The following is a 24200-nucleotide window of genomic DNA, read 5'->3' as shown; positions in this document are numbered from 1 at the left end:
AGGTGGGAGAGATTTTTTCCACCTCTTGCTTTTATATAGAGCCTAAAGCGTATGAAATCCACTTGTATTGATTCTAAAGGTACAAGTCCTAGTAGAAAGGTAGAGAGAAAATGGTTTTCCCTAGCCAAGAAGAACAAATTGAAAAGTTTGAAAAGGATCATGTAGCGCAACATTATTTTGAAGTTTTGCGTACCTTGATTTCTAAAAAATCAGTCTTTGCCCAACAAGTCGGCCTGAAAGAGGTGGCTCGTTATCTAGGTGAGATTTTTAAACGTGTTGGTGCAGAAGTTGAGATTGACGAGAGCTATACGGCGCCTTTTGTCATGGCACATTTCAAAAGTTCACGACCAAATGCCAAGACTATCATTTTCTACAACCACTATGACACAGTACCAGCAGATGGTGATCAAGTTTGGACCGAGGATCCTTTTACACTCTCTGTGCGTGATGGCATTATGTATGGGCGCGGGGTTGATGATGACAAAGGGCATATCACTGCTCGCTTGAGCGCTCTGAGAAAATATATGCAACATCACGATGATCTTCCAGTCAATATCAGCTTCATCATGGAAGGGGCAGAGGAATCGGCCTCTATGGATTTGGACAAATATCTAGAAAAACACGCGGACAAACTCCGAGGTGCAGATTTATTAGTCTGGGAACAAGGAACAAAGAACGCCTTAGAACAGTTAGAAATCTCTGGTGGAAACAAGGGAATTGTGACCTTTGATGCCAAGGTCAAGAGTGCAGACGTGGATATCCACTCCAGCTATGGTGGTATTGTGGAGTCAGCTCCATGGTATCTCATTCAAGCCTTGACTAGCCTTCGCGCTGCCGACGGCCGTATCTTGGTAGAAGGCTTGTACGATGAGGTCCAAGAGCCTAACGAACGTGAGTTAGCCTTGGTCGAAACTTATGCCCAACGTAATCCAGAGGAAATCAGTCAGATTTATGGCTTGGAATTGCCACTTTTACAAGAGGAACGTACCGCCTTTCTAAAACGTTTCTTTTTTGAGCCAGCGCTCAATATCGAAGGGATTCAGTCAGGTTATCAAGGTCAAGGAGTTAAAACGATTTTGCCAGCAGAGGCTAGTGCCAAGCTAGAAGTCCGTTTGGTTCCAGGGCTTGAACCCCATGATGTTTTGGAGAAAATCCGAAAACAACTAGACAAAAATGGCTTTGATAAGGTAGAATTGTACTATACTTTGGGTGAGATGAGCTATCGAAGTGACATGAGTGCGCCGGCCATTCTCAATGTCATTGAGCTGGCCAAGAAATTCTATCCACAGGGCGTATCTGTCTTGCCGACAACAGCTGGTACAGGTCCTATGCATACGGTATTTGATGCCTTAGAAGTACCTATGGTTGCCTTTGGTCTAGGAAATGCCAATAGCCGAGACCACGGTGGAGATGAAAATGTGCGAATCGCCGATTATTACACCCATATTGAATTAGTAGAGGAGCTGATTAGAAGTTATGAGTAGAGACATTATCAAATTAGACCAGATTGATGTGACTTTCCACCAAAAGAAAAGAACCATCACAGCGGTCAAGGATGTGACCATTCACATTCAAGAAGGGGATATCTACGGGATTGTAGGATATTCTGGAGCAGGGAAATCAACCCTAGTTCGTGTTATTAACCTTTTACAAAAACCATCTGCAGGTAGAATTACTGTTGATGATGATGTGATTTTTGATGGGAAAGAAACCTTAACTGCCGGGCAATTGCGTCGTAAGCGTCAAGATATTGGGATGATTTTCCAACACTTTAACCTTATGAGTCAAAAAACGGCCGAGGAAAATGTAGCCTTTGCCCTCAAACACTCTGGACTCAGTGAGAAAGATAAGAAGGCTAAAGTGGCTGAATTATTAGACTTGGTCGGATTGGCTGACCGTGCTGAAAACTATCCTTCACAACTTTCTGGTGGACAAAAACAGCGTGTAGCCATTGCGCGTGCCTTGGCCAATAATCCAAAAATCTTGATTTCGGATGAGTCGACTTCAGCTCTTGATCCAAAGACGACCAAACAAATCTTGTCACTCTTGCAAGAATTGAACCGTAAACTAGGTTTGACCATTGTCTTAATTACACATGAGATGCAAATTGTCAAAGACATTGCTAATCGTGTAGCAGTCATGCAGGATGGCCGCTTGATTGAAGAAGGTAGCGTTCTTGAAATCTTCTCAGATCCTAAGCAACCATTGACCCAGGACTTTATCTCAACGGCTACTGGTATCGATGAAGCTATGGTCAAGATTGAAAAGCAAGAAATCGTGGAGCACTTATCTGAAAATAGCATTTTGGTACAACTCAAGTATGCAGGCGCTTCTACAGATGAGCCACTTTTGAATGAATTGTACAAGCACTACCAAGTAACAGCAAATATTCTCTATGGAAACATCGAAATTTTGGATGGTACTCCTGTTGGTGAGCTTGTGGTTGTCTTGTCAGGGGAAAAAGAAGCACTGGCAAAAGCTCAAGAAGCTATCCATCAGGCTGGTGTACAACTAAAAGTATTGAAGGGAGGACAGTAAGATGGCAGAATTGATTAAAGCATACTTACCAAATGTCTATAAGATGGGCTGGTCTGGTCAAGCTGGCTGGGGGACAGCTATCTACTTGACCCTTTATATGACGGTTCTTTCCTTTATCATCGGAGGGTTCTTGGGTCTCGTGGCAGGTCTTTTCCTTGTCTTGACGGCTCCGGGTGGTGTTTTGGAAAACAAGGTCGTTTTCTGGATTTTAGACAAGATTACCTCAATTTTCCGTGCAGTTCCATTTATCATCCTTTTGGCTATCTTGTCACCACTTTCTCACTTGATTGTGAAGACAAGTATCGGTCCAAATGCGGCTATCGTACCTCTATCTTTTGCAGTTTTTGCCTTCTTTGCTCGTCAGGTTCAAGTAGTTTTATCAGAGCTTGATGGCGGTGTCATTGAAGCGGCTCAAGCAAGTGGAGCGACATTCTGGGATATTGTGGGTGTTTACCTATCAGAAGGACTTCCAGACTTGATCCGAGTGACGACTGTAACCTTGATTTCACTAGTTGGTGAAACAGCTATGGCGGGAGCAGTTGGGGCTGGAGGTATCGGTAACGTAGCTATCGCTTATGGTTTTAACCGTTACAATCACGATGTGACTATTCTTGCGACCCTCATCATTATATTGATTATCTTTTCTATCCAATTTTTGGGAGATTTCTTGACCAAGAAATTAAGTCATAAATAAAAAAGAGCCACCTGGCTCTTTTTTATGATGTTTTATGTGCTAATTTCTTACTAAGTGTTTGTCCAATCAGGGCACCAAGTAGAGCGCCGATGAGAATACTTGTGATAAAGAGGAGGATATTAGTAGGATTCGGTGCAACCATAATGCGATCGATATAGTCCTGAGATTTTCCACGAGCGACTAGAGTTGCGATATAGGCTTGAGGGGTCAACCACATGAGTAGGATGGGACCAGTAGTACCAAAGGCAAAAACTAGGAAGGAAAGAAGGTTCTTGACCTTATCTTTGTAGTGGCCTAGGTGAGCGATGCCATCTGCTGCAAGACCGCAGATAATTCCTGGCAGAAAGGCTCCAGCACCATGCTTGCTCCCGAGGAAAAATAGAGAAATTACAAGTCCAATCGTAGTAATTGCTCCAAAACGAGGAACCTTTGCTAAAAGGATCATATAGACGCTACCGCCCACAAGAGCAGAAAAGGCAGGGGCGTAAAACATATTTCCAGTGTGGTCGACAAGGTTCCCTAGTAGAACCCCCACTCCGATACAGAGAAAGTAGACAAGGGCAGCAACAAGGGTTGTCAAGATATTCTTTTTCATAAGTTCTCCTTCGTATATCTGATGGTTTTCATTGTATCATGCCTGCCTTAGATTGTAAATACTGGCCGACATTTGCTATTTGTCCGGAAACTAGATGAAAGAGGAATAGACTAAAGCTATTTCTTTACTCCTCCGACTGTCCCAATCCCTTTATTTATGGTAAAATAGGACTATTAAGTTAGAAAGAGGATTTTCTATGAAATTACAAAAACCAAAAGGAACGCAGGATATTTTACCTGCTGAGTCTGCCAAGTGGCAGTACGTTGAAGGCTTTGCGCGTGAAATTTTCAAACGCTACAACTACGCAGAAGTGCGTACCCCTATTTTCGAGCATTATGAAGTCATCAGTCGTTCTGTTGGAGACACAACTGATATCGTAACCAAGGAAATGTATGATTTTTACGACAAAGGTGATCGCCATATTACCCTCCGTCCAGAAGGAACAGCGCCAGTCGTTCGTTCTTATGTGGAAAACAAACTCTTCGCACCAGAAGTGCAAAAGCCAAGCAAGTTCTACTACATGGGCCCAATGTTCCGCTATGAGCGCCCACAAGCAGGCCGTTTGCGCCAATTCCACCAGATTGGTGTGGAGTGCTTTGGCTCTAGTAATCCAGCTACCGATGTAGAAACGATCGCTATGGCAGCTCACTTCTTGAAAGCAATTGGCATTCAAGGCGTCAAACTACACCTCAACACTCTTGGAAATCCTGAAAGTCGTGCGGCCTATCGTCAAGCCTTGATTGACTACTTAACACCGCTCAAAGATAGTTTGTCTAAAGATAGTCAACGTCGTTTGGAGGAAAATCCTCTTCGTGTCTTGGACTCGAAGGAAAAAGAAGACAAGGTGGCAGTGGAGAATGCACCATCTATCTTGGATTACCTGGATGCAGAAAGCCAAGCTCACTTTGATGCTGTTCGTCAGATGTTGGAGAATCTAGGAGTAGACTATATCATCGATACCAACATGGTGCGTGGTCTGGACTACTATAACCATACGATTTTTGAGTTTATCACAGAGATTGAGGGCAATGACTTAACAGTCTGTGCAGGTGGTCGTTACGATGGCTTGGTTGCTTACTTCGGGGGTCCTGAAACTGCTGGATTTGGCTTTGGACTTGGTGTAGAGCGTCTTCTTCTAGTCCTAGAAAAACAAGGCGTGGCACTTCCTATCGAAAATGCTCTAGACGTCTATATTGCTGTCCTTGGTGAAGAGGCTAATCTGAAGGCTTTGGAGTTGGTACAAGCTCTTCGCAAACAAGGCTTCAAAGCCGAGCGTGATTACCTCAATCGCAAACTTAAAGCTCAGTTTAAGTCAGCCGATGTTTTTGGAGCTAAGACCCTTATCACTCTTGGAGAGAGCGAAGTCGAAAGTGGACAAGTCAAGGTTAAGAACAACCAAACGCGAGAAGAAGTTCAAGTTTCGCTTGAAGCTATTAGTAAAAATTTCTCAGAAGTTTTTGAACAATTAGGATTCTAATAGAAAAGTAATGAACCAGGGATTTATTCCTGGTCTTTTTACTTAGTAATAAAAAAGACGACCGTTGAAATCAAATTTTACAAAAAATGGCTCAGAAAAACTGAACATTTAATAGAATAAAATGCTAAAAAATAAGAAAAACTCTTGTAAACGTATTCAAAAAATGCTATGATATATCTGATTAATAAAGAGGAGTCAATCATGAATCATTTTAAAAAGAACGCGATGCGGATGTTTGCATTTTTAGGTATAATCGTGTTATCTTTGACAGTACTGACAACAGTTTTTGCGGCTGATGTTACAGACTATACCAATAAAACAACAATCACTGTTGATGGTCAACCATTGACATCGGAAACTCAAATCAGCACAGGTAAAGTGTTGGAAGCAACCAATACCATTTCTTTCCCTGATACTCAACAAATTAAGGAAGGCGATGTACTGGTACTTGATCTTCCTAAAGAATTGGGCTTGATTACTAAACTAGAATTTCCAATTACCCATAGCAGTGGTGAAATAGTTGGGAATGCAGTAACAGACCCAAGTACTCAAAAAGTAACGATTACCTTTACCGATTATTTCTCTAAGAATTACAAAGATAAGGTAATGTCTTTGAAATATTCTGTGCGTCCAAATGTAACCAACTTACCAGAATCGGGTAAATATACTTTCCAATTCGGGACAGAAAATTATACCCTTAATTATGATAAAACAGACGGTGAAGCTGGTGACTATGAAATGAAATATGGTTACCAAGATTCAGAAAATCCTAAACGCATCAAGTGGCGTGTTGTTTTGAACGCAGTTCAAGATAAATTAAACAACATGGTTATCAAGGATGACTTTAGCGATAGTGGACAAGTCTTGGTAGAAAGCTCTTTCCGTGCCGTTCGTTATGCAACTCAACCAGAAAAAATTCCAAATGAAGCAGCTCTTCTTAAATTGGAACCAATCGATAACTTTAGCAAAAAAGCTGAATTCACTCGAAATGCGGATGGTAAAATCACAGGGTTCACCATTAACTTTGGTGACAACTGGAACTGGGCAATGTACATTGAGTACACAACAGAATTAACTTCAGAACTTCCAAAAGGTACTAAAGTTGCCAATGTTTTGGAATGGTCAGCAAGTAACTTCCAAAAATCTCGTTCAGTCAGTGCATTGACTCGTTTAGAAACAGGTTCAGGTGAGGGTAGTGGAGATAAGACTACTACTACAACTACGACCACAACAACCACGACTACAACAACCACAACGACAGAAGGTCCAGCGACAACTTCAACAACTACAACGACAGAAGAACCAACGACCACTTCGACAACTACAACGACAGAAGGTCCAGCGACAACTTCAACAACTACAACGACAGAAGGTCCAGCGACAACTTCAACAACTACAACGACAGAAGGTCCAGCGACAACTTCAACAACTACAACGACAGAAGGTCCAGCGACAACTTCAACAACTACAACGACAGAAGGTCCAGCGACAACTTCAACAACTACAACGACAGAAGGTCCAGCGACAACTTCAACAACTACAACGACAGAAGGTCCAGCGACAACTTCAACAACTACAACGACAGAAGGTCCAGCGACAACTTCAACAACTACAACGACAGAAGGTCCAGCGACAACTTCAACAACTACAACGACAGAAGGTCCAGCGACAACTTCAACAACTACAACGACAGAAGGTCCAGCGACAACTTCAACAACTACAACGACAGAAGGTCCAGCGACAACTTCAACAACTACAACGACAGAAGGTCCAGCGACAACTTCAACAACTACAACGACAGAAGGTCCAGCGACAACTTCAACAACTACAACGACAGAAGGTCCAGCGACAACTTCAACAACTACAACGACAGAAGGTCCAGCGACAACTTCAACAACTACAACGACAGAAGGTCCAGCGACAACTTCAACAACTACAACGACAGAAGGTCCAGCGACAACTTCAACAACTACAACGACAGAAGGTCCAGCGACAACTTCAACAACTACAACGACAGAAGGTCCAGCGACAACTTCAACAACTACAACGACAGAAGGTCCAGCGACAACTTCAACAACTACAACGACAGAAGGTCCAGCGACAACTTCTACAACCACAACGACAGAAGGTCCAGCGACCACTTCAACAACTACAACGACAGAAGAACCAACGACCACTTCAACAACAACAGAAGAATCAACAACCACGACTACGACAACCTCAAAACCAGACGTTCCTGGGACATCTACTACGGAGGAGAAACCAAAACTTCCTCAAACTGGCGAATCAGTAGGAACTGGTTTGGTGTTTGCTGGAATCGTCATCTTATCAAGTACAGTTGTATTGAAACGTAGATATTCTAACAAGTAATAGTTTAGTTTCTTAAAAAAGGAGAGAACAAGATTCTCTCCTTTTAATATTATAAGAATTCATGTATAAAAAATCCGAACTTTATTAGTCTGTTTTTGACTAAAATAATAATTTTTTTGTACTTTAGAGTTACAAAAAAGCTAATTGTATCTAAATAAGGGTGAAAAAAATACTTTAATACTTTCAATCACTTGCAATAATAAATAAATATGATATAATCAATTTTAAAATTGATAATTTTATATTGTCATTTTAAAAAGAAAAGGGAGCCATAATGAAAAAGTTTGTAAAAACTAGTTTTGTGCTGTCATTATTTATCTCTATATTGGCAGTATTTTTTGTTGTGTCATCTGGAAAGGTGCACGCTGATACATCTAAAAAAGTGGATGTTATCACAGAAGTAAAAATTCAAAATGACAAAGGTGAGGCTTTGACAGGACCGGTTGGTCGATTTGACAGTTTCCGTCTGAATGCAAAATTTGCTTTAGAGGGGAAAAATGTTAAAGCTGGAGATACAACAGAAGTTAGCATAGCTTCTCCGATTGATATTAAGTCTCAGGATTTTGAAATTAATGACTCAATTACTGGTAAATTGATCGCTAATGCAAAGGTTGATGCCGCTGCTGGTAAAATTATCTTGACCTTTACAAAATTTGTGGAAGAAAAAAATGACGTTTCAGGTTCATTTTTCTTCTATGCTCAAGTTAATAAAGTGAAATCTCCAAACGATGGAGAAGTTCCGGTTAAAGTTTCTGTAAATGATAAAGAGAAATTCACTGGTAAAGTTACAAGTGGGACGATTGGTGGAGGCTACCGCTACTCTATCATTAAATCAGGTTGGAGCGAAGTAGGAAACAAAGAGCTTGGTTTCCGAATTTCTGTAAATAGAACCAATGAAGTAATTAACGACGCTGTTATTACTGATACCTTGAAATCAAAAGGTATCACATACAAGCCAGGAAGTCTCAAGATTAAAAAAGGAACTTGGGAATATACCAATGGTAAATGGGTACTCAAGAACGCAAAAGATGTTACAGCTGACTATAAAGTGATTATTAATGGAGATTCATTTTCTATTAACCTAGGTAACATTGCTGCAGACGACCAATTTGCCATTGAATATTGGGCAGATGTGAACTATGATGTTGTTGATGGTGAAAGAATTCTTAACCAAGCTACTATCAAGGGAAGTAATAAGGATGAATACGCATCAAACAGTACAGTGAAAATCCAAATTGCCGGTGGTGAAGGGATTGGTTACGAATTTAGTATCAAAGTTACTAAGGTAGACGACCAAAACGGCCCTCTTAAGGGTGCGAAATTCCAAGTTGTTCGTCAAGCAACTGGTCAAGTTATTGGTGAATTTGAGTCAGATGCGAATGGTGAATTTACTGTTCAAAATATCTTGCGTGACAAATACATCATTAAAGAAATTAAAGCGCCAGAAGGTTATGAGTTGGCGGCAGATACTGTTGTGGAAGCTGGTGAATTTAAAACACCCAAAGCTCCAGTAGAGAAGACGATTGTAGACCAAAAAACGACAACTACAACCACAACAACTACGACCACAACTACAACTACAACAACGGAAGAGCCGACGACTACTTCGACGACAACAACGACAGAAGAGCCAACGACTACTACAACGACCACAACGACGGAAGAGCCGACGACTACTTCAACGACAACACCGACAGAAGAGCCAACGACTACTACAACGACCACACCGACGGAAGAGCCGACGACTACTTCAACGACAACACCGACAGAAGAGCCAACGACTACTACAACGACCACACCGACGGAAGAGCCGACGACTACTTCAACGACAACACCGACAGAAGAGCCAACGACTACTACAACGACCACACCGACGGAAGAGCCGACGACTACTTCAACGACAACACCGACAGAAGAGCCAACGACTACTTCAACGACAACAACGGAAGAGCCAACGACTACTTCGACGACCACAACGACCGAAGAGCCGACGACTACTTCAACGACAACCACGGAAGAGCCGACGACTACTACAACGACCACACCGACGGAAGAGCCGACGACTACTACAACGACCACACCGACGGAAGAGCCGACGACTACTACAACGACCACACCGACGGAAGAGCCGACGACTACTACAACGACCACACCGACGGAAGAGCCGACGACTACTACAACGACCACACCGACGGAAGAGCCGACGACTACTACAACGACCACACCGACGGAAGAGCCGACGACTACTACAACGACCACACCGACGGAAGAGCCGACGACTACTTCAACTACAACACCGGACGAGCCAACGACTACTTCGACGACAACAACGACAGAAGAGCCAACGACTACTTCGACTACTACAACAACGGAAGAGCCGACGACTACTTCAACGACAACAACGACCGAAGAGCCGACGACTACTTCAACGACAACAACCACCGAAGAGCCGACGACTACTACAACGACAACCACGACCGAAGAGCCGACGACTACTTCAACGACCACAACGACAGAAGAGCCAACGACTACTTCGACTACTACAACAACGGAAGAGCCGACGACTACTTCAACTACGACAACAACAGAAGCAACAACTGAGGCAACTACAGGATCAACTTCTGAAACAACAGAAGCAACAACTGAGGTGACTACAGTAACGACCGAAGAGCCGACGACCACTTCAACAACAGAAGAGTCAACGACCACTTCGACAACAACTACAACAACGGAAGAGCCAACAACCACTTCAACAACGACTACGACAACCTCAAAACCAGATGTTCCAGGAACAACAACTACAGAGGAAAAACCAGAACTTCCTAAAACTGGGGAAGCTATGGGGACTGGATTGGTATTTTCAGGAATCGTTATCTTATCAAGTACCGTTGTATTGAAACGTAAATATTCCAACAAGTAATAGTTAAGTTTCTTTAAAGGGGAGAGAGCAAGGTTCTCTCCTTTTTTAAAAGTAAATAGTACATGGAGCATTTAGATGAAACTATCAATTCTTATCACTCTTTTAAACGAAGAATTAGTTCTAGCTCAAACGCATAAAGCCATTTCTGAGCAGTTAGATAGCATGATTTTATCGGAACAACTATCTGATTATGAAATTCTTTATGTAGATGACGGGAGCAGCGATAGCACTCTAGAGCTAATCGATGCTATTGCGAATCAACATCCACGGGTCAAGTATATCAGCTTTAGTAGAAACTTTGGACGCGAGAGTGGAATTCTTGCTGGTTTTAAGTATGCTACTGGTGATGCGGTCATGGTGATGGATGGTGATTTGCAACATCCGCCTTACCTAATCCCTCTCTTTGTAGAAGCGTATAAGGAGGGTTACGATATCGTCAGTGGTCAGAGAAGTCGAGAAGGGGAGTCTTTCCTAGGAAGCTTCTTTGCTCGTAGTTTCTATAAATTCTCGAACCATTCCATGGATGTCAAGTTAACAGACGGGAAATCTGAATTACGGCTCCTCAGCAAGAGAGCTGTAGATGTATTTGTTTCACTTCCAGAGTACAATCGTTTTAATAAAGGGCTCTATGAGTGGATTGGTTTTAAAGAGAAGGTCATCCCTTATAAAAATGAAGTTCGGAAAGCAGGAAAAAGTAAATTTGGCTTTAAGAAGTCTATGAACTATGCTTTCCAGGGGATTATTTCATTTAATGATCGCCCGCTCCGAATTTGTATCCAATTTGGTTTTGTCAGTATGGCTCTGTCTCTTCTCTATATTGTTTATGAGTTTTGCAAATTTATCTTCTCTTCCGACTATACGAGTGGTTATTTCACGACAATAGCGGCGATTATCTTGTTTAGCAGTGTGCAGCTGATTTTCATCGGTGTGCTTGGAGAGTATATCGGGAAGATTTACTACGAAGTGAAGCAACGTCCTCACTTTATCATTGCAAAAAGCAATATTGACCAAGCTGAAAAAGATAAGATTGGTTAAGATGACATAGGAGAAATCAATCATGAATAAGTGGTTAATGCAATTGCAAGAGTTGAAAGAAAAACATCCCAAAGCCTTGCTTTATACGATAAGTACCTTACTACCGATGACCATCATGCTGGTTGTTTGGTTCTTCATGGGTAGCTATCCCTTTGGGAATAAAAGTCTGATGGCAGTTGACTTTGGTCAGCAGTATATCAGCTTTTTTGGCTTACTTAAACATGCGGTACTTACTGGTGATTTGAGTAGCCTGACTTACTCTTTTACTAAATCTCTCGGTGGAGACATGATAGGGGTTTTGGGCTATTACTTGATGAGTCCCTTTAATATTTTTTATATTCTTATTCCCTTCAAACACTATGGTCTAGCAGTTTTTCTGACTATTTGGCTTAGATATGGAGCAATCGGATTATCTTTCTCTCATTTCCTGATTAAGCGCTATAAGGGAGCAGAATCTCGTGTATGGTTGGTGCCTTTGTTTGCAACAGCCTATGCTCTTTCAGGGATGCTCGTTTCCTATCAGATGAACGTCATTTTCTATGATGCCATGATTATGCTACCGCTCGTTATCGTTTATCTGGAAGAGCTCTTGGATGGAGGAAGACCCTATCGTTATGCCTTTATTTTAGGGCTAACAGTCTTTCTGCAGTTCTATATGGGCTATATGATTTCGATTTTTATCGTCCTATACTCTTGCTATTATGTTTCACCACGCCTCTCTATCCAGGGAACTCTGAAACAGAAGCTGAAACACTTCTTGAGTCCTTTGGTAAAAACATTTGCCTTCTCTGTCATTGGGGTTGCTACGGCATCGGTGTTGATTGTGCCAGTTTTCTATAATCTCCTTGAGAGTAAGGGGCAGGTTGGAGATGCTATGAAGTTCTCCTTCGCCTTTCAGATCAATCCTGTGGATATCCTGTCGAAGTTAGCTATCGGTGGTTTTGATACTGCCTCAGGTTGGTCGGCTGGACCTAACCTTCCAAATATCTACATTGGTGCTTTAGGATTTCTAGGTTTTATCCTCTACTTCACATCGAAGCAGGTAGCCAAGGAAAGACGTTGGGCTGCAGGTGCGGTCACCCTTGTCTTCTTCATTTCCTTTGTCAATGAATTTGTTAGTAAAATCTGGCATATGGGACAAAACCCAGCTGGATTCTTCTTCCGTTTCTCATGGTTATTCTCGTTCTTTATGCTCGTTTTAGCCTATCAGGTAGTTAAGGGACAAGTAGAAATTTCTCGCAGAGGGAAGTTGCTTTCAGTGGTGTTGCTAGTTTTATCAGCAATTTATCTCTATACCAAGAAATTCACCTACCTTCCAAAAACCCAGCCAGAAGCTTTGACTCAATTTCTATCAAAGAATGTTCTTGTGTTTTGGGTTTTACTAATAGCTATCACTGCAGCCTGCTCTTATCTCTATTGGAGTCGTTCTCGTAAAGCTCCTCAAGTGAAAAAAATGGTGCTATTGATAGCTGGTGCTGTCGTCCTTCTTTTAGGAATTCTTCTCCAAACAGGATATTTCTTAACTCAGGTTGTCTTAACTTTGTTGGTCTATTTGGCAGTTATCTTCTTATTGCGCACAAGAATGACCAGACTAGCCATTCTTGCCGTGTCTGCCCTAACAATCTTTGAGTTAGGCTATAATGCCTATCTATCTCAAGTGACCTTTGGGTATGCAGATGTAGACAAGTTTGTAGATGCGACGGTATCTGTAAAACAAGTGACAGACGATGTTCAGAAACAAGCAGATCAACCATTCTACCGAATTGCTACAACCTTTGCCTATTCAAAAACAGTGCCATCGCTTGTTTCCTACCCAGGTTTAAGTACCTTCAGTTCAAGCTTAGAGCGTACGACCATGGATCAATTTGCCTTTATGGGTGACCAAGGGATTAATGCAGCGACAGAGTATGAAAATGGGACTCCTCTGACAGATGCCTTATACGGTGTTCGCTACTATATGGATGTCAAAGACCTGGATCCTACTGAGAAAGAAGCTCATCCTGAGAGAATGTATTTCACGCGTTTTGCCAGTCGATTTGATATGCAGCGTTATTTCACGCAGAAGGTCTACGAAGATGAACGCTATATCGTGTACGAAAATCCAAATTCTTTCCCACTAGCCTATGGAACAAATGATTTGGTAAGAAACATCAACTTTGGTAGAAATAACGCTATCCAAAATCAAAATATCATCCTTAACTCTATGGAAGGTGTAAAAAAAGGCGAGGAAAACTACCTCGACTACTTCAAACCATTAGCCTATGGAGATGTTGAAACAGAAAATCTTACTGAGGAAAATGTCGACAAAGAAAAAGGAACTGCAGTCTACAAGCGGGTAGATTCTTCTAAGGATGCAATCGTTCGCTACCGAATCACTCCGCGAACAAACTTGACCTATTACTTCTTCGTACCAGCAAGTCTAAATTCTGAGAAAGACTACTCCGTCCTTCTGAACGGCAAGTGGTTCACTCATTCTAAGAGAAATACGCAACGTCAACTATGGCAAATCGCTGACAATGCAGAGAATCAAGAGTCTGTACTGGAGTTCCGCTTTAAAACAGATAAGGTTGACCTTTCAAATGCAGGAGTTTACCGCGCAGAAATCAGTCAAATTCAAAGTGCTTTAGAAAAGCGGAAGGAACAAGGTCTACAAGTTGAGAAATTCTCGAATACTCATATCGTCGGTTCAGTGAATATTACTGACGACAGTAAATATATGATGACCTCTATCCCTTATAGTGAGGGTTGGAAGGTGAAAGTAGATGGCAAGGATGTCCCTGTGACAAAAGCATGGAACAGCTTTATCTCATTCCCGATTAATTCCGGACAACACAAAGTAGAATTTGTCTTCTCTCAAAAAGGAAGGATTACAGGTGCTGTATTGACTCTCATCAGTCTAGCAACCCTTTATATCATCAGAAGAGATTACAAGAAGGATGATAAAAACCAGCTGAAAGAAAGTCAAGACGCTCCATCAGCTGAGTAAGAAATCTTTTATCAACTATAAAAAATACGGTCAGGATACCATTCTTGACCGTTTTCTTTTACAAAATGACAAAAATCTTAAACTTTTTGACAAATATGCTTGTCAAAAATAAAAAGATGTGTTACAATGAAATCAAGATAAAGAACAAAGGAGAAAAAAGGCATGCTAAAAAATCGTCTAAAAGAGCTTCGGGCTCGCGATGGCCTGAATCAAACAGAGCTGGCCAAACTAGCTGGCGTGTCCAGGCAAACCATCAGTTTGCTAGAGCGGGATGAGTACACGCCATCCATCGTCATTGCCCTGAAGATTGCTCAGATATTCCATGAGCCGGTCGAGTCAGTCTTCCGCTTAGAGGAGGATGAGTGATGAACAAGTATAAAGTGATTTATTATCTATCTATAGTCGTGTTTATCGTAAATCTTTTGGCTATGATTGGAAGCCTATTTGGTTGGTTTACAATTGTTGAAAGTAAATACCTCTTCTGGATTAACATAGTGCTACTATTAGTCTTTAGATGGGTAGAGAGAAAGATTAAGTTTAAAGAGATCCTAAAAGGAGAAAAGTTATGAAAGAGTTTTTAGCAGGTTTTCAAGTCGATACAGAGAACAAAGCACTTGCCGGTGTTTGTGCAGGTTTAGGAAATTATTTTAACATTCAAGCCAATATCGTTCGTTTGGTGACAGTCTTTTTGTTTCTCTCTTCTACAGAGATTGGTATTTTAACAGTTACAGCCTATGCTTATCTAGCAGGTTGGCTTGGCAATGAACCCTTGGGAGATGGAGCAAAAAAAGCTAGAAACCAAGCTATTCTCTTACTTGCTGTTTGTTTGCTTTTGGTAACGCTTGGAGCAGATGGCCTGACAGCTATTTTTGAATCAGGAAAAGCTTTTGGTCAATGGTTGTCTGGCTTGTTTTAGAAAGAGGTTGAAAGATGGAAAAGAAACAAATCATTTTTGCACTGAAGATTTTTATTGCAGGAGTTTTATTAGGAATATTTGCTGGATTCCTTGGTGTTAATCCTTTAGGTATCAGTCAAGCTCAAGTAATCATTGCCTTGTACTCAATCTTTCTTGGTCTAGGGCTGATTACGGTAATTCTAACCTTTTATTTCATTAGAAAAAGCCATCAGGCTTATCAGAGTTATCAAAGAGAAGAAGAAGACGAAGAAAACGAACAAGACTATCTTGCTATGTATCGTTTCTTAGATTATGGTACGGTAGCTTGGAATGTTTGCCAAATTAGTATGCTATCCTGTCTACTTATAGATTTGGGAGCTTTAGGCCCATCAGTAGCATCCTTGCTTTTGATAGTTTTAGGTATCTGGGCAGGTGTGTACTGCCTAAAAATCACCAGTAAGATTCGTAACTACAAACTTTCTATTATGGCAACGCCTAAGGAAGTTTTAGACTACCTCGATACTTATGATGAGGGAGAAAAACAGGCTGAAATGGAAGAAGCTTACTTGATCTTGTTCAAGGTCAATCAGCTCCTCATTCCTGGTATCTACGTTGTCTTAGTAGTTCTATCTGTAGTATTAGGCCAAGTACAGTTGGTTGCTCTGCTGGTGGCAGTTGTCATCCATTTGTACACCAATGTCGCACAATTGCGCAAAACAAAACGTTATTTCAAATAGGAGAATATTATGAAAACACTTAAAAATATTGGCTGGTATAGCCTTGCCTTCTTATCATTTCTTATGGTCTATAGTTTTATTCAGGGCGTAGGTTTAGCCGCCTTGATATTGGGAGCACCTAGCTACGTTGCTGTCCCTGTTTATGTCTTATTAGCAGGAATCTTCACCTTCGTTACCTACAAGTGGTATAAGACAGGAACTGTTACGATTGAAAAAACGGCCCTTAACAAATACATTTGGCTACCTGCCTTGGTATGGATCCTTGTCATTGTTGCAGAAAACTTTTTACCACATGATCCATCAGTCAATCAAAAGATGGTAGAAGAATTGACTCATAATCAACCTCTTTTCTCTTTCTTTATGGTGGTTGTCTTTGCACCTCTGACAGAAGAGTTAACATTTAGAGGTATGTTAGCTCGCTTTGTCTTCCCTCAGCAAGATAACATCAAGCAAACAGCTATCTTTCTTCTTGTAAGTAGTCTCATTTTTGCTCTTGTTCATTTTCCTGGAACTCCACTACAGTTCCTAGTTTATGCTTCACTTGGATTTAGCATGGGCTTGGCTTATATCAGTAAAGGTGGTTTGGCTTATAGTATAGCCCTACATGCTTTGAATAATTTAATCGCATTTTTAATGATAGTCATGCTATAATAGACTCAGGAGGAAATCATGAAACGAGTACTATTATTAGCAGTTATTCAGGCTGTATTTCTCTTCTTTGTCATCGGCCTACTTGTCTATTTCATTAAGGGGGATTTCTTTTATAACAATCTAGCGATTATCTTTGCTCCTATCGCAGGAGTGATACGATTTGCGACAGCTTATGTGACAGAAATTGTCCTTCCTAAGAAAACAGAAGGGATTGCTGAAAAGCGTAAAAAATAAAGAAAACCTAAATCCAGCGAATGACTTTGCTGGATTTTTTCATTTATAAGAGGATTCTCTCAACTTTTCTGCTGATTTTCATGAAGAGCCTGCGCTTTTATGGTAAAATAGTAACAGAATACAAGAGGAGAGAAAACATGAAACGTAGTATGTATGCTGGTCGTGTTCGTGAGGAGCACATCGGACAAGAAATTACCTTGAAAGGATGGGTTGCCCGTCGTCGTGACTTGGGTGGATTGATCTTTATCGACCTTCGTGACCGTGAAGGGATCATGCAGTTAGTTATCAACCCTGAAAAAGTTTCTGCAGATGTGATGGCAACAGCTGAAAGCCTTCGTAGTGAATTTGTCATCGAGGTGACAGGTCAGGTTGCAGCACGTGAGCAGGCAAATGATAAACTGGCGACTGGAGCGGTTGAACTGAATGTAACGGCTCTTACTGTGCTTAATACAGCCAAAACAACACCATTTGAAATCAAGGATGGCATTGAAGCAAACGATGATACGCGTCTACGTTACCGTTACCTTGACCTTCGTCGTCCAGAGATGTTGGAGAACCTTAAACTTCGTGCCAAAGTAACACATTCGATCCGCAACTACTTGGACGAGTTGGAATTTATCGATGTGGAAACACCATTCCTTTCTAAGTCAACACCAGAAGGGGCGCGTGACTACTTGGTGCCATCTCGTGTCAATAAAGGGCATTTTTACGCACTTCCTCAAAGTCCGCAGATTACAAAACAGTTGTTGATGAATGCGGGATTTGACCGTTACTACCAAATCGTCAAATGTTTCCGCGATGAAGACTTGCGTGGAGACCGTCAGCCCGAGTTCACTCAGGTCGACTTGGAAACTTCATTCCTTACTGAGCAAGAAATCCAAGATATCACAGAAGGCTTGATTGCGCGCGTGATGAAGGAAACAAAAGGAATCGAAGTAACGCTGCCATTCCCTCGTATGAAGTACGATGATGCTATGGCTCTTTATGGATCTGACAAGCCTGATACTCGTTTTGACATGTTGCTTCAGGACTTGACAGATCTTGTCAAAGGTGTTGATTTCAAAGTCTTCTCAGAAGCACCTGCCGTTAAAGCTATTGTGGTCAAAGGTGCAGCAGACAACTACTCTCGTAAAGACATCGACAAAATGACAGAAGTAGCCAAGCAGTATGGTGCTAAAGGCCTTGCTTGGGTTAAGGTTGTTGATGGTGAATTAAACGGACCAGTTGCTAAATTCTTGACTAGCATTCAAGGCGATTTAACAAGTGCGCTTAGTCTTGAAGATAAAGACTTGGTTCTCTTTGTGGCTGATACGCTTGAAGTAGCCAATGCAACACTTGGTGCCCTTCGTGGACGTATTGCCAAAGAGCTCGGCTTGATTGATAACGACAAATTTAACTTCCTCTGGGTAGTTGACTGGCCAATGTTTGAATGGTCTGAAGAAGAAGGCCGTTATATGAGTGCCCACCATCCATTCACGCTTCCACAGGAAGAAACAGCTCACGAATTAGAAGGTGATTTGGCTAAGGTTCGTGCCATTGCCTACGACATCGTCTTGAACGGTTATGAACTTGGTGGTGGTAGCCTTCGTATCAATCAAAAAGAACTCCAAGAACGCATGTTCAAGGCCCTTGGATTCTCAGCTGAAGAAGCAAATGACCAGTTTGGTTTCCTTTTGGAAGCTATGGACTATGGCTTCCCACCACACGGTGGTTTGGCTATCGGTCTTGACCGTTTTGTCATGTTGCTCGCTGGAGAGGAAAATATTCGCGAAGTCATCGCCTTTCCTAAGAACAATAAGGCAACTGACCCAATGACGCAAGCACCATCAACAGTAGCTCTTAAACAACTAGAGGAACTTAATCTACAAGTAGAACAAGATGAAACAAACGAAACTAACTAAAAAGTGGTACCATTATCTTCGCCGCTTTGCTTATCGAGTAAAGATTTTGCGTGTTTTACAAAGTATTTCTCGAGAAAAATACGATGAAAAAATCTCAGCTTCTCTGGTATATGGTTTTCTATCAGCAGTAGCCGTCAATTTCTTTTTCCAACCAGGGCACGTTTATTCAAGTGGTGCGACAGGTTTGGCCCAGATTATATCTGCCCTTAGTAACCACTGGTTTGGTTTTCATTTCCCGATTTCAGTAGCATTTTATGCCATCAATATTCCTCTCATGATTTTGGCCTGGTATCAAATTGGGCATAAGTTCACGATTTTTACCTTTATCACGGTATCCATGAGCTCACTCTTTATCCAGTTTGTGCCAGTGGTGGTCTTAACAGAGGATCCCATCATCAATGCCCTTTTTGGTGGTGTTGTCATGGGACTGGGAATCGGATTTGCTCTACGCCATAACATCTCCAGTGGTGGAACAGACATTGTCAGCTTAACCATTCGTAAGAAAACAGGTCGTAACGTCGGAAGCATCTCTTTCTTGGTGAACGGTACAATCATGCTGATTGCAGGATTGACCTTTGGATGGGAATATGCTCTTTATTCTATGATTACGATCTTTGTTTCAAGTCGTGTAACAGATGCAGTTTTCACCAAACAGAAACGCATGCAGGCCATGATAGTCACGAGCAATCCAGATGCAGTCATTGAAAAAATTCATCACAAATTGCATCGTGGTGCGACTGTGATTCATGATGCTGAAGGGACTTATAACCACGAGCGTAAGGCAGTTTTGATAACGGTTATCACTCGTGCAGAGTTTAATGATTTTAAACTGATTATGAAACAAGTGGATCCAACAGCCTTTGTATCTGTCTCAGAAAATGTTCATATTCTTGGGCGATTTGTCGAAGTTGAAAACTAGTTGTTCAGGTAAATAGGATACAAAAAAACCAACTCAAAATAGAGAGTTGGTTTTTATTTTTCAACGATTTCGTGTGCGATCACCTGACGATAGCAGATTTGACGATTTTCTTTGACATCATTAATGATTTGAAGAATGGTTTCAAATGAAGTTCGACCAAGAGCAAGACTATTGATATCAACATAGGCAGCCAGATTTAATCTTGGATTGACCGAATCAAAGCTGAGAACCGGAACATCAAGTTGGTGTTCGTTGAGGTAGTTACAGACACCTTCAGCTAAGAGACTATCTATTGTGATAATAGCATCGGTCTGAGGGTCGTGTTTAAAGAGTTGTTTACTAAAGTTATAGCCCTTTTCTTCTAGAAACTCATCTGCAAAGAAGGTACGTTGACTATCAAGAGGCAGATTGTGTTCTTGAAGTGCTTGCTCGTAACCTTTCAGACGATCCTGGGTAACGAAGAGTTTCTTGGTACCACCAATGAAAGCAATGCGACTACAACCTTTTTTGATGAAATATTCGGTCGCATCAAATCCGGCTTGGATGTTATCATTATCAACAAGCGGAATGAAAGGAGAAAGTGATTTTCCAAGAATGAGGAAGGGAAATTGCTCCTCGGCAACCAGTTGTACCAAGGGGTCATTTTCTTGAGCGTACAAGAAGATAAGCCCATCCACACGTTTTCCGTAGACCATTTGTGAAATGGCGTTTAAACGCTCTTTCTCATCCTTACCAGTCGCAATCTGAATGGCATAGTGATTTTCCGAGGCAACCTGTGCAATCCCTCTAAGAACAGAAGGGAAGAAAGGGTTTTGGTAGAAAACATCTGAATCATCTGGAAGGACTAAGCCAATAACTTGCGTATAACTGCTAACAAGACTTCGAGCATTTAGATTAGGATGATAGTTGAGTTCCTTCATAGCCTTTCGAACTCGCTTTTTTGTTTCGTCACTAATCGTTGATTTGTTTTGAATAACACGGGTTACGGTTGAAGGAGAAACTCCTGCAGCTTTGGCCACGTCTTTTATCGTAACAGGCATAATAATCTCCTACTTTTTGTAGTCTGGATCACGATAATGAGTCTTATAAAAGATAGTGACCAGATATAGAACAAATAAAATGTTTTGAACAGTAATCAAAGTTGCCATATTCTGCCCCAAAAGACCTAGAATCAGGGTCAGTAAAGTTGGTAATCCTAAACAGTTCAAAATAAAATGATAGCACTCTTTATAGGTTTTAAATGAGAAGAGACGAGATTTTTTCGTGAAGTAGAGCAAAAGGCTAGCACCTAGAGCTACAATGAAAAAATTAAGTCCAAAGAGAAAACTAGCACCTAAGACCAGGAAGAGGCTGATATAGACGCGGTTCTGTTGATACCAGTCTTTTGAAATAGCCTGAGTCAAGCTTTCCTTACTTTGGAAGCTATCAGTTGTGATAGCATGATAGCGAATGCTGGTTAACTCTTTTCCTTGCTTACTGATGACGAGTTGCTCGGGTTCAAAGCTAAGAAGTAATTCCTCAGGGAAACTTGAACTAGCAGTAGCCCCGATTTGTACAGAATCTTGATGAGGAGTCGAACCAGTATAGCTTAGTTTTCCATCTACAATCTGAGCATTGGTAGCTAGATCCTGAACGACTTCGTCCGTCAATGGAGCATAGACATCATCGATGAACGTCTCTAAAGGATAGGTTTCCTGAGAACTGTTCTGGATAGCAATAGGCACCATGGATAAGCTAATCAAGAAAATACTGGTAAAAATCAGTTGAAACCAGTTTAGACCAAAACGTTGAGATAGGGGCTTACGAAATCCCCAAATACTATTAAAATAAGAAAATGGATATGGTAACATAAATCTCTTTCTATAGGCATTTTTCTATACGAGTATTATATAGAGAAATGTTTTTTATTTCAAGCGGGGATAGTAGAATCCTTGGTAAAAGTGAATGTTTGTTATGATTTGTCCACTAACTAACAAGGTAATCTCAGCAAGCTCTTGTTTCTCACCAGACAATCGATGTACAAGTTCAAAAATGAAAAAGGGTGGCGGGGGTATATTACCCCTTGTCGCCACCGCTTGTAAGTCCTGAAACGAAGTTCTTTTGCAAGAAGAAGAAAAGTGTACAGATTGGAAGAGCGATGAGGATAGCACCTGCTGAGAAGTAGGCGATCTTCAAGTTCTTCGCATTGCTGACGAAGGTTTGTAGACCAACGGCAACTGTATAGTATTCTTTTTCACGAAGCAAGAAACTAGAGAGGATATAGTCTCCGAAAGGTCCCATGAAGGCCCAGAGTGCTTGTACAGCAACCATTGGGCGAACAAGAGGGAGAACGATTTGCCAGAAGCGGCGGAAATGTCCTGCACCATCCAGTTTTGCAGACTCATCAAGAGACATTGGCACGGTGTCAAAGTAACCTTTCATCAACCAAGCATTCATCGGGATACCTCCACCAACGTAGAGGAAGATGAGGAACCAACTTTTGTTAAGGGCGTTCAACATGAGGGCCATAACGAAGAAGGCAGTCAAAGCGGCCATTGTTGGCACCATTTGGATAATCAAGAAGAAGACCAAACTTTGTTTACGAGCCAAGAAGTTGTAACGGCTATAGGCATAACCAGCAAGTACGATAATACTTGTCTGAACAACCATAGTGATCAAAGCGATAATCAAAGTGTTGAGGTACCATGTGCCGTACAAGGTTTCTGTAAAGAGCCCTTTGAAGTTATCAAGACTGAAATTGACATTGCTGTCGAGTTTGAAGGCCACAACGTTACCGGCCTTAAAGGCTGACATAATCGTGATTAAAAGAGGATAGATAATAACGATTGAAAGTCCAATTAAGTAAAGATAAGTAAGGGTTTGAGTCAGTCTACGTTTGATTTTGATTGAGTTATTCATCTTAGACGTCCTCCATATCAAATGCGTGTAGTTTCTTGAATGCAATCATAGAAATAGAGATGACAATGATTGAAATAATCAAGGTAACTGCAGCTGCCATAGAGTATTGAGGAGCTGTACCAGTTGTCAGACGGTAGATCCATGAGATCAAGATATCGGTTGAACCAGCTCCACCACCGACACTACCAGGACCACCGCCATTGAAGAGGTACATGATAGAGAAGTTGTTGAAGTTGAAGGTGTATTGGCTAATCAAAGTAGGCGCCGCAACAGCCAAAATCATTGGGAAAGTGATGTTGCGGAATTTTTGCCAAGCATTAGCACCGTCGATATAAGCTGCTTCATACAAGTCATTTGGAATAGACTGTAAGATACCGAGAGTCAAGACGTAGATATAAGGGAAACCAAGCCATCCTTGCATCATAATCAAGGCAATTTTAGTCCAAGTTGGATTTGTCTTCCAAGGGATAAGAACGCCATCTAAGAAAGGAAGAACCTTAGCAAAAAGTGGCAAAACTTGAGTATTGATAGCACCAACACTATCATTGAACATGTTTGAGAATGTCAAGATAGTGATGAAGGCTGGAACCGCCCAAGGTAGAAGGAAGATAACACCAAAGATACGTTTACCCTTGATGAATGGTTGGTTAGCAATAATAGCTGTAAAGATACCGAGTACGATTTGCAAAGTAGATGCAGATAAAGCCCAGATAATAGTCCAAGAAAGAACAGAACCGAAGGCTGAACGGAAGGTACTCAAGCTCCAGATATTTGTGAAGTTAGTCAATCCAACCCAATCCAATAATTTATTTGGTGGTAAGTGTTGGAAATCGTAGTTAGTAAAGGCAATCATCAAGGTTACAATAACCGGGAAGATGATGGCAAATGTCATGGCAACGTAAGATGGAATGATAAGCAAGTAAGGGAATCCATTTTCATAGATACCTTTAATCATATCCTTAAGTGTCGATGGGACAGGGATGCCATTATTGATACGTTTTGCAATAGTGTGAGCGTCTTTAATATTGAGAATATAAAAGGCTAGATAAACAATTACAAAAATAGAGTGGAATGCACCACGAATCAACATGAAGAGAGAGTTGTCACGGCCAGGTTTTTCACCAAGCGTGATTAAGTTTCTCAATTCAGGTGCTGCAAGTACTATAAAATAGAGGACAAAAGCCACTGTTACAGCAAGGAAGATAAAACCTTTAGCTTTTTGTTTGTTGTAGATTTGTCCCAACCCAGGAATCAATGAAAGCAAGGCTGCTTTTTTTGGTTGTTGTTCCATGAGTGCTCCTTTCATAAGATACGAGCATTGAGCTCGATGCTAATCAGTAATACTACTGA

The 24200-nt window shown here is 41.3% G+C and carries 21 protein-coding genes; 16 read left to right on the top strand and 5 right to left on the bottom strand.

The genetic code is table 11. From position 1 onward, the window contains the following. Nucleotides 1-110 precede the first annotated feature (110 nt). Genes AB2B47_RS04175 through AB2B47_RS04165 form a run of 3 tightly spaced genes read left to right on the top strand, consistent with a single transcriptional unit; the run spans nt 111 to nt 3232 of the window. Complete coding sequence (locus tag AB2B47_RS04175; protein WP_320693700.1) at nt 111-1484, top strand: M20 family metallopeptidase; 1374 nt, start codon at nt 111-113, stop codon at nt 1482-1484. Beyond that, complete coding sequence (locus AB2B47_RS04170; RefSeq protein WP_320693699.1) at nt 1477-2538, top strand: methionine ABC transporter ATP-binding protein; 1062 nt, start codon at nt 1477-1479, stop codon at nt 2536-2538. Before AB2B47_RS04175 ends, AB2B47_RS04170 begins: the two co-directional genes overlap by 8 nt. A gap of 1 nt (nt 2539) precedes the next feature. Next, entirely contained in the window at nt 2540-3232 is a 693-nt protein-coding gene (locus AB2B47_RS04165) for a methionine ABC transporter permease (protein ID WP_320693698.1), read from the top strand. Nucleotides 3233-3254: 22 nt separating this feature from the next. Here AB2B47_RS04165 and AB2B47_RS04160 read toward each other — a convergent pair whose 3' ends face one another. After that, nucleotides 3255-3827, bottom strand: coding sequence for an MptD family putative ECF transporter S component (locus AB2B47_RS04160; RefSeq protein ID WP_320693697.1), 573 nt, complete (start codon nt 3825-3827; stop codon nt 3255-3257). A 196-nt stretch (nt 3828-4023) separates the two neighbouring features. On the opposite strand from AB2B47_RS04160, the gene hisS reads away from it, so the two are divergent. The 13 genes from hisS to AB2B47_RS04095 all read left to right on the top strand — a co-directional run bounded on the left by hisS (nt 4024) and on the right by AB2B47_RS04095 (nt 19952). Continuing rightward, the gene (gene hisS / locus AB2B47_RS04155; protein WP_320693696.1) at nt 4024-5304 is read left to right on the top strand and encodes a histidine--tRNA ligase; all 1281 of its coding nucleotides are present in this window, start codon (nt 4024-4026) and stop codon (nt 5302-5304) included. Between the two features lie 201 nt (nt 5305-5505). Further along, on the top strand, nt 5506-7674 hold the full coding sequence (locus AB2B47_RS04150) for a collagen binding domain-containing protein (RefSeq protein WP_320693695.1): 2169 nt from the start codon (nt 5506-5508) through the stop codon (nt 7672-7674). A 274-nt stretch (nt 7675-7948) separates the two neighbouring features. Continuing rightward, a complete protein-coding gene (locus AB2B47_RS04145) occupies nt 7949-10594 on the top strand; it encodes an LPXTG cell wall anchor domain-containing protein (protein ID WP_320693694.1) in 2646 nt (881 codons plus the stop codon). A 75-nt stretch (nt 10595-10669) separates the two neighbouring features. Continuing rightward, nucleotides 10670-11629: a glycosyltransferase PgfS gene (gene pgfS, locus AB2B47_RS04140; RefSeq protein WP_320693693.1), complete on the top strand. Its 960-nt coding sequence runs from the start codon at nt 10670-10672 to the stop codon at nt 11627-11629. A 22-nt stretch (nt 11630-11651) separates the two neighbouring features. Next, nucleotides 11652-14615 (top strand): glycosyltransferase PgfM1, encoded by a 2964-nt coding sequence (gene pgfM1, locus AB2B47_RS04135; RefSeq protein ID WP_320693692.1) that lies wholly within the window; start codon nt 11652-11654, stop codon nt 14613-14615. 162 nt (nt 14616-14777) lie between these two features. Continuing rightward, nucleotides 14778-14981 carry a helix-turn-helix transcriptional regulator gene (locus tag AB2B47_RS04130; protein ID WP_000916944.1) on the top strand — a complete coding sequence of 68 codons (204 nt, stop codon included), beginning with the start codon at nt 14778-14780 and terminating at the stop codon, nt 14979-14981. Beyond that, complete coding sequence (locus AB2B47_RS04125; RefSeq protein ID WP_036758187.1) at nt 14981-15184, top strand: hypothetical protein; 204 nt, start codon at nt 14981-14983, stop codon at nt 15182-15184. Before AB2B47_RS04130 ends, AB2B47_RS04125 begins: the two co-directional genes overlap by 1 nt. Continuing rightward, nucleotides 15181-15531: a PspC domain-containing protein gene (locus AB2B47_RS04120; protein WP_024054458.1), complete on the top strand. Its 351-nt coding sequence runs from the start codon at nt 15181-15183 to the stop codon at nt 15529-15531. The genes AB2B47_RS04125 and AB2B47_RS04120 overlap by 4 nt, the downstream gene beginning before the upstream one ends. Before the next feature lie 14 nt (nt 15532-15545). Beyond that, complete coding sequence (locus AB2B47_RS04115; protein WP_320693691.1) at nt 15546-16247, top strand: DUF3169 family protein; 702 nt, start codon at nt 15546-15548, stop codon at nt 16245-16247. 9 nt (nt 16248-16256) lie between these two features. Then, a complete protein-coding gene (locus AB2B47_RS04110; RefSeq protein ID WP_320693690.1) occupies nt 16257-16898 on the top strand; it encodes a CPBP family intramembrane glutamic endopeptidase in 642 nt (213 codons plus the stop codon). A gap of 18 nt (nt 16899-16916) precedes the next feature. Beyond that, nucleotides 16917-17132, top strand: coding sequence for a hypothetical protein (locus AB2B47_RS04105; protein ID WP_004250454.1), 216 nt, complete (start codon nt 16917-16919; stop codon nt 17130-17132). 137 nt (nt 17133-17269) lie between these two features. After that, complete coding sequence (gene aspS / locus AB2B47_RS04100) at nt 17270-19033, top strand: aspartate--tRNA ligase (RefSeq protein WP_320693689.1); 1764 nt, start codon at nt 17270-17272, stop codon at nt 19031-19033. After that, nucleotides 19011-19952: a YitT family protein gene (locus AB2B47_RS04095; RefSeq protein WP_006152971.1), complete on the top strand. Its 942-nt coding sequence runs from the start codon at nt 19011-19013 to the stop codon at nt 19950-19952. Before aspS ends, AB2B47_RS04095 begins: the two co-directional genes overlap by 23 nt. A 53-nt stretch (nt 19953-20005) precedes the next feature. On the opposite strand, the gene AB2B47_RS04090 is transcribed toward AB2B47_RS04095, so the two are convergent. The 4 genes from AB2B47_RS04090 to AB2B47_RS04075 all read right to left on the bottom strand — a co-directional run bounded on the left by AB2B47_RS04090 (nt 20006) and on the right by AB2B47_RS04075 (nt 24141). Then, nucleotides 20006-20992 (bottom strand): LacI family DNA-binding transcriptional regulator, encoded by a 987-nt coding sequence (locus AB2B47_RS04090; protein ID WP_320693688.1) that lies wholly within the window; start codon nt 20990-20992, stop codon nt 20006-20008. A gap of 9 nt (nt 20993-21001) precedes the next feature. Then, entirely contained in the window at nt 21002-21802 is an 801-nt protein-coding gene (locus AB2B47_RS04085) for a DUF1189 domain-containing protein (protein WP_320693687.1), read from the bottom strand. Between the two features lie 205 nt (nt 21803-22007). After that, nucleotides 22008-22850: a sugar ABC transporter permease gene (locus AB2B47_RS04080; protein ID WP_320693686.1), complete on the bottom strand. Its 843-nt coding sequence runs from the start codon at nt 22848-22850 to the stop codon at nt 22008-22010. A 1-nt stretch (nt 22851) separates the two neighbouring features. Then, complete coding sequence (locus tag AB2B47_RS04075) at nt 22852-24141, bottom strand: sugar ABC transporter permease (protein ID WP_006152819.1); 1290 nt, start codon at nt 24139-24141, stop codon at nt 22852-22854. Nucleotides 24142-24200 lie beyond the last annotated feature (59 nt).

The organism is Streptococcus wuxiensis, from assembly GCF_040888245.1.
In the GTDB taxonomy this organism is placed as follows: domain Bacteria; phylum Bacillota; class Bacilli; order Lactobacillales; family Streptococcaceae; genus Streptococcus; species Streptococcus wuxiensis.
Note: the sequence above shows the minus strand (reverse complement) of the source record. Positions and strands in the feature narration are given on the sequence as shown.

Bases quoted from the DNA above. Each gene is read 5' to 3' on its own strand.
- AB2B47_RS04115 (WP_320693691.1), top strand. From the start codon at position 15,546: ATGGAAAAGAAACAAATCATTTTTGCACTGAAGATTTTTATTGCAGGA.
- AB2B47_RS04095 (WP_006152971.1), top strand. From the start codon at position 19,011: ATGAAACAAACGAAACTAACTAAAAAGTGGTACCATTATCTTCGCCGC.
- AB2B47_RS04110 (WP_320693690.1), top strand. From the start codon at position 16,257: ATGAAAACACTTAAAAATATTGGCTGGTATAGCCTTGCCTTCTTATCA.
- AB2B47_RS04130 (WP_000916944.1), top strand. From the start codon at position 14,778: ATGCTAAAAAATCGTCTAAAAGAGCTTCGGGCTCGCGATGGCCTGAAT.
- AB2B47_RS04080 (WP_320693686.1), bottom strand. From the start codon at position 22,850: ATGAATAACTCAATCAAAATCAAACGTAGACTGACTCAAACCCTTACT.
- AB2B47_RS04170 (WP_320693699.1), top strand. From the start codon at position 1,477: ATGAGTAGAGACATTATCAAATTAGACCAGATTGATGTGACTTTCCAC.
- AB2B47_RS04105 (WP_004250454.1), top strand. From the start codon at position 16,917: ATGAAACGAGTACTATTATTAGCAGTTATTCAGGCTGTATTTCTCTTC.
- AB2B47_RS04090 (WP_320693688.1), bottom strand. From the start codon at position 20,992: ATGCCTGTTACGATAAAAGACGTGGCCAAAGCTGCAGGAGTTTCTCCT.
- AB2B47_RS04165 (WP_320693698.1), top strand. From the start codon at position 2,540: ATGGCAGAATTGATTAAAGCATACTTACCAAATGTCTATAAGATGGGC.
- AB2B47_RS04175 (WP_320693700.1), top strand. From the start codon at position 111: ATGGTTTTCCCTAGCCAAGAAGAACAAATTGAAAAGTTTGAAAAGGAT.
- aspS (WP_320693689.1), top strand. From the start codon at position 17,270: ATGAAACGTAGTATGTATGCTGGTCGTGTTCGTGAGGAGCACATCGGA.
- AB2B47_RS04125 (WP_036758187.1), top strand. From the start codon at position 14,981: ATGAACAAGTATAAAGTGATTTATTATCTATCTATAGTCGTGTTTATC.
- AB2B47_RS04150 (WP_320693695.1), top strand. From the start codon at position 5,506: ATGAATCATTTTAAAAAGAACGCGATGCGGATGTTTGCATTTTTAGGT.
- hisS (WP_320693696.1), top strand. From the start codon at position 4,024: ATGAAATTACAAAAACCAAAAGGAACGCAGGATATTTTACCTGCTGAG.
- pgfM1 (WP_320693692.1), top strand. From the start codon at position 11,652: ATGAATAAGTGGTTAATGCAATTGCAAGAGTTGAAAGAAAAACATCCC.
- AB2B47_RS04160 (WP_320693697.1), bottom strand. From the start codon at position 3,827: ATGAAAAAGAATATCTTGACAACCCTTGTTGCTGCCCTTGTCTACTTT.
- AB2B47_RS04075 (WP_006152819.1), bottom strand. From the start codon at position 24,141: ATGGAACAACAACCAAAAAAAGCAGCCTTGCTTTCATTGATTCCTGGG.
- AB2B47_RS04120 (WP_024054458.1), top strand. From the start codon at position 15,181: ATGAAAGAGTTTTTAGCAGGTTTTCAAGTCGATACAGAGAACAAAGCA.
- AB2B47_RS04145 (WP_320693694.1), top strand. From the start codon at position 7,949: ATGAAAAAGTTTGTAAAAACTAGTTTTGTGCTGTCATTATTTATCTCT.
- AB2B47_RS04085 (WP_320693687.1), bottom strand. From the start codon at position 21,802: ATGTTACCATATCCATTTTCTTATTTTAATAGTATTTGGGGATTTCGT.
- pgfS (WP_320693693.1), top strand. From the start codon at position 10,670: ATGAAACTATCAATTCTTATCACTCTTTTAAACGAAGAATTAGTTCTA.